The sequence below is a fragment of the Rubneribacter sp. genome (assembly GCF_965361815.1).
In genome coordinates this window covers 43,878-48,952 of sequence record NZ_CBDTNW010000170.1, presented here as the reverse complement: position 1 = coordinate 48,952, position 5,075 = coordinate 43,878, and the positions used below count along the sequence as shown (strand labels likewise).

General features: G+C 66.8%; 2 protein-coding genes. One reads left to right on the top strand and one right to left on the bottom strand.

Annotated features, from left to right (window positions below; genetic code table 11):
- Positions 1-211 precede the first annotated feature (211 nt).
- Positions 212-1,864: a hypothetical protein gene (locus ACWKY3_RS12300; RefSeq protein ID WP_449316695.1), complete on the bottom strand. Its 1,653-nt coding sequence runs from the start codon at positions 1,862-1,864 to the stop codon at positions 212-214.
- 1,470 nt (positions 1,865-3,334) lie between these two features.
- Here ACWKY3_RS12300 and ACWKY3_RS12295 point away from each other — a divergent pair.
- Entirely contained in the window at positions 3,335-4,987 is a 1,653-nt protein-coding gene (locus ACWKY3_RS12295) for a hypothetical protein (protein ID WP_449316695.1), read from the top strand.
- The last annotated feature ends 88 nt before the right edge of the window (positions 4,988-5,075 follow it).

Below are 5,075 nucleotides of genomic sequence, written 5' to 3'. Positions count from 1 at the left end.
AGCGTCGTCGCCGGGGACGTTGGAGCCGTCAGGCTTGTCGGGGTTGCCGGGGTCGTCAGACTCGCCGGGCTTGTCGGAGTTGTCGGAGCCGCCGGACTCGTCGGGTTCACCGGACTCGCCGGTCGCTCCGCCCTCGTCAGATGGTGCGGCGGGCGCAAGCGCGATGCCCGCCTCCTCGAAAGAACCCGCGAACTCGGTTACGCCGCCAACGTTATAGCGAGCATACGGGCGCAGCTTCGCCGCACCGGCAAACGAAAGTAGCCACCCCCCCCCCGTTGGCGTTTTTCGAGGTCTCGTACGGTACAGCCGCGTACAGGACGACGGTTTCCCCCGGCGCCACGGCGCGCTCGTCCTCTGCGGAAAGCGCCCAGCGCCCGTCGGCGCCAGCGCCCAACACGGAGGCGCCCGCTGCCACGGCCGCTGCCGTATCGGATGGGTCGATGGCCGCCACGTCCTGATCGGACAGCCCCGTGACGTCCAGCAGCACCGGAAGGGCCGCATCGCCGTCAGCCGCAGGCGCGCTGCGGTCATAGCCGTCCGACCAGCTCAGGCCAATTCCCGAAGCTGCCGGATAGCCCTCGGGCACATGGTAGGTCACGCGGTAGGCCAGCCAACCCGCCTCCTCGCCCTCCGCAGGCGCGGCGATGCGCTCCGCCTGGAAGTCGGCCTTGGCGGCGGGTTCGTCGTTGCGCAGCACAACGGTGCCGGCAAAACCTTCGGCCATGCCCATGAGCACCGAGCCGCCGGAGGCCGTGAAGGAGCCCGCCATGTAACCCACAGGCACGGACACATCGCGGCCTGCGGGCACGTCGCCGGCAAAACGCAGGTCAAACGAGGGCATGACGGAATCCGCGCGCAGGCGGCCGCCTGCGGTGTCGGTACCCTCCACGCCGTCGTAACGCAACACGATGCGCCCGCTCACGCCGGAGCGCACGTCGTCGTCGCCCACGCGCTGATAGCCCTCCTCGGCGCTCCACCGCGTCCACACCGACCATCCTTCCGGCACCTCGTCAGCCACCACGGCCGCGCGCATGCCGGCCTCCTGGCCGCCGTTTTGCAGCCATTCCTCAGGCGAGAGCGTCTCCTTCAACGTGCCGTCGTCGGTGAAGTACAGGTACGGGGCGTCCACCGTCACAACCACGCGGTCGCCGTCGTAGGCCGCGCCCAAATGCCCGTCGCCAAGCGCGGACCGCAGCTGCCCCAGCTCCACATCCACATGCGCGGCCGACGATCCCACCTGGTAGAAGCCTGCGTCGGCACGCGGCGCGCCCGAAACGTCCACGCGCGGGTCCAAAAGCGAGGCCACGTTGCCCCGCCCATCGTTGCGCGCAGGCTCCACTTGATCGGTGGGAACCAGGTTGTCGGGAGCCGGCAAGGACTCCTCCTCGGAAGTAGCTGGGGTGGCAGACGGGTCGGTGGCCTGCCCCTTGGAGGCGTCGCCTTCGTCCGAGGCGGCGGCGCCGGCGCCTGCGTCGGAACCACCTTCGGAGGGGGTCTCCGTGTCGGAGACGCCAGACTGGTCGGACTCGCTCGAAGGATCGGCGGCGGAGGAGGCGGCCTCTTCGCCATTTGCCGCAGAGGCGGAACCGGCCTCCGCGGAAGGCTGCGAAGCCTCGTCGCCCGACGATGCGTCCGCGTCCGTTTCGGCCATCGGGGCGGTTTCCTCGCTTTGGCCCTGGTTGGCGGCCAGCGCGTACTGCACTCCGCGCGCGTCCATCATGGTGACGGCAAGCAGAGCCGCCAACCCCGCCGACACGCAGCGCCTCCACAACGGCGTGCGCGAGACGGAAAGCGTCGCTCCCGACGCGCCCCCTGCATCCGACGCGGCGCCCATCTTGCCGCTCCGACTGCACCCTTCGTTCATATTGACGCCCTTCCTACTCCCCATTCAGCGACGATGCGGGGACCAAGCAATCGTTTTCGCCTGAAACGCCCTGCTCGTTAGCGAAGGGCGCGGCCTTGGACAACGGCACGGCAGGCATCTTCTCCCCAGATCATCGCACGCTCGTCCGTATGCGATACTGACACCCCCCATTATATAGAAAGCCCCCCTTAAAAACATTAGGTTTTTGTATTGTTTCAGCGCGAAAGCGACATTATTTGGACGCGCGGCGACAGCAATCAGCGCCATCTACGCCACAGCAAGAAAAGCGGCAGTTCGGGCATCAAGGCAATCTTGGCCAGGAAATCTATGAAAGCCGAGGATCGGCAACGTTGGAGGCATCAAAACGAACGAGGCGAGCGACCTGCCGAAGACGCCCTCCGAGGCCGATTTCTCAAAGAGCGATTCGCCCTCTCCGCGCTGGCAAAGCACGCCGCCGGATCGCCGTCGACATCGACAGAGAGAACGCAACTGCTTCAAAGCCGAATCGCGGCGCATCGGCGCTTTACATCAGGCGATCATCAACGCGCACCCAATAGAATGCCGAGAGCAGAAGAGGTGCTTGATGCTCTCATGGTTCGAGTTCGACGAAGAGGCTCGTCGCACGGAGCGAAAGCCGATGGACGCAAGAGGGCCGCCGGCCCCTGCTGCGCTTTGATGCTGCGGGGCAAAAGCAGTGCGGAAAGCGGCGGGCGCGCGGAGCGGCGGATGTTTCACGTGAAACATCCGCCGCTCCGCGCGCCCGCCGCTTTCCGCACTGCTTTTGCCCCGCAGCATCAAAGCGCAGCAGGGGCCGGCGGCCCTCTTGCGTCCATCGGCTTTCGCTCCGTGCGACGAGCCTCTTCGTCGAACTCGAACCATGAGAGCATCAAGCACCTCTTCTGCTCTCGGCATTCTATTGGGTGCGCGTTGATGATCGCCTGATGTAAAGCGCCGATGCGCCGCGATTCGGCTTTGAAGCAGTTGCGTTCTCTCTGTCGATGTCGACGGCGATCCGGCGGCGTGCTTTGCCAGCGCGGAGAGGGCGAATCGCTCTTTGAGAAATCGGCCTCGGAGGGCGTCTTCGGCAGGTCGCTCGCCTCGTTCGTTTTGATGCCTCCAACGTTGCCGATCCTCGGCTTTCATAGATTTCCTGGCCAAGATTGCCTTGATGCCCGAACTGCCGCTTTTCTTGCTGTGGCGTAGATGGCGCTGATTGCTGTCGCCGCGCGTCCAAATAATGTCGCTTTCGCGCTGAAACAATACAAAAACCTAATGTTTTTAAGGGGGGCTTTCTATATAATGGGGGGTGTCAGTATCGCATACGGACGAGCGTGCGATGATCTGGGGAGAAGATGCCTGCCGTGCCGTTGTCCAAGGCCGCGCCCTTCGCTAACGAGCAGGGCGTTTCAGGCGAAAACGATTGCTTGGTCCCCGCATCGTCGCTGAATGGGGAGTAGGAAGGGCGTCAATATGAACGAAGGGTGCAGTCGGAGCGGCAAGATGGGCGCCGCGTCGGATGCAGGGGGCGCGTCGGGAGCGACGCTTTCCGTCTCGCGCACGCCGTTGTGGAGGCGCTGCGTGTCGGCGGGGTTGGCGGCTCTGCTTGCCGTCACCATGATGGACGCGCGCGGAGTGCAGTACGCGCTGGCCGCCAACCAGGGCCAAAGCGAGGAAACCGCCCCGATGGCCGAAACGGACGCGGACGCATCGTCGGGCGACGAGGCTTCGCAGCCTTCCGCGGAGGCCGGTTCCGCCTCTGCGGCAAATGGCGAAGAGGCCGCCTCCTCCGCCGCCGATCCTTCGAGCGAGTCCGACCAGTCTGGCGTCTCCGACACGGAGACCCCCTCCGAAGGTGGTTCCGACGCAGGCGCCGGCGCCGCCGCCTCGGACGAAGGCGACGCCTCCAAGGGGCAGGCCACCGACCCGTCTGCCACCCCAGCTACTTCCGAGGAGGAGTCCTTGCCGGCTCCCGACAACCTGGTTCCCACCGATCAAGTGGAGCCTGCGCGCAACGATGGGCGGGGCAACGTGGCCTCGCTTTTGGACCCGCGCGTGGACGTTTCGGGCGCGCCGCGTGCCGACGCAGGCTTCTACCAGGTGGGATCGTCGGCCGCGCATGTGGATGTGGAGCTGGGGCAGCTGCGGTCCGCGCTTGGCGACGGGCATTTGGGCGCGGCCTACGACGGCGACCGCGTGGTTGTGACGGTGGACGCCCCGTACCTGTACTTCACCGACGACGGCACGTTGAAGGAGACGCTCTCGCCTGAGGAATGGCTGCAAAACGGCGGCCAGGAGGCCGGCATGCGCGCGGCCGTGGTGGCTGACGAGGTGCCGGAAGGATGGTCGGTGTGGACGCGGTGGAGCGCCGAGGAGGGCTATCAGCGCGTGGGCGACGACGACGTGCGCTCCGGCGTGAGCGGGCGCATCGTGTTGCGTTACGACGGCGTGGAGGGTACCGACACCGCAGGCGGCCGCCTGCGCGCGGATTCCGTCATGCCCTCGTTTGACCTGCGTTTTGCCGGCGACGTGCCCGCAGGCCGCGATGTGTCCGTGCCTGTGGGTTACATGGCGGGCTCCTTCACGGCCTCCGGCGGCTCGGTGCTCATGGGCATGGCCGAAGGTTTTGCCGGCACCGTTGTGCTGCGCAACGACGAACCCGCCGCCAAGGCCGACTTCCAGGCGGAGCGCATCGCCGCGCCTGCGGAGGGCGAGGAGGCGGGTTGGCTGGCCTACCGCGTGACCTACCATGTGCCCGAGGGCTATCCGGCAGCTTCGGGAATTGGCCTGAGCTGGTCGGACGGCTATGACCGCAGCGCGCCTGCGGCTGACGGCGATGCGGCCCTTCCGGTGCTGCTGGACGTCACGGGGCTGTCCGATCAGGACGTGGCGGCCATCGACCCATCCGATACGGCAGCGGCCGTGGCAGCGGGCGCCTCCGTGTTGGGCGCTGGCGCCGACGGGCGCTGGGCGCTTTCCGCAGAGGACGAGCGCGCCGTGGCGCCGGGGGAAACCGTCGTCCTGTACGCGGCTGTACCGTACGAGACCTCGAAAAACGCCAACGGGGGGGGGGTGGCTACTTTCGTTTGCCGGTGCGGCGAAGCTGCGCCCGTATGCTCGCTATAACGTTGGCGGCGTAACCGAGTTCGCGGGTTCTTTCGAGGAGGCGGGCATCGCGCTTGCGCCCGCCGCACCATCTGACGAGGGCGGAGCG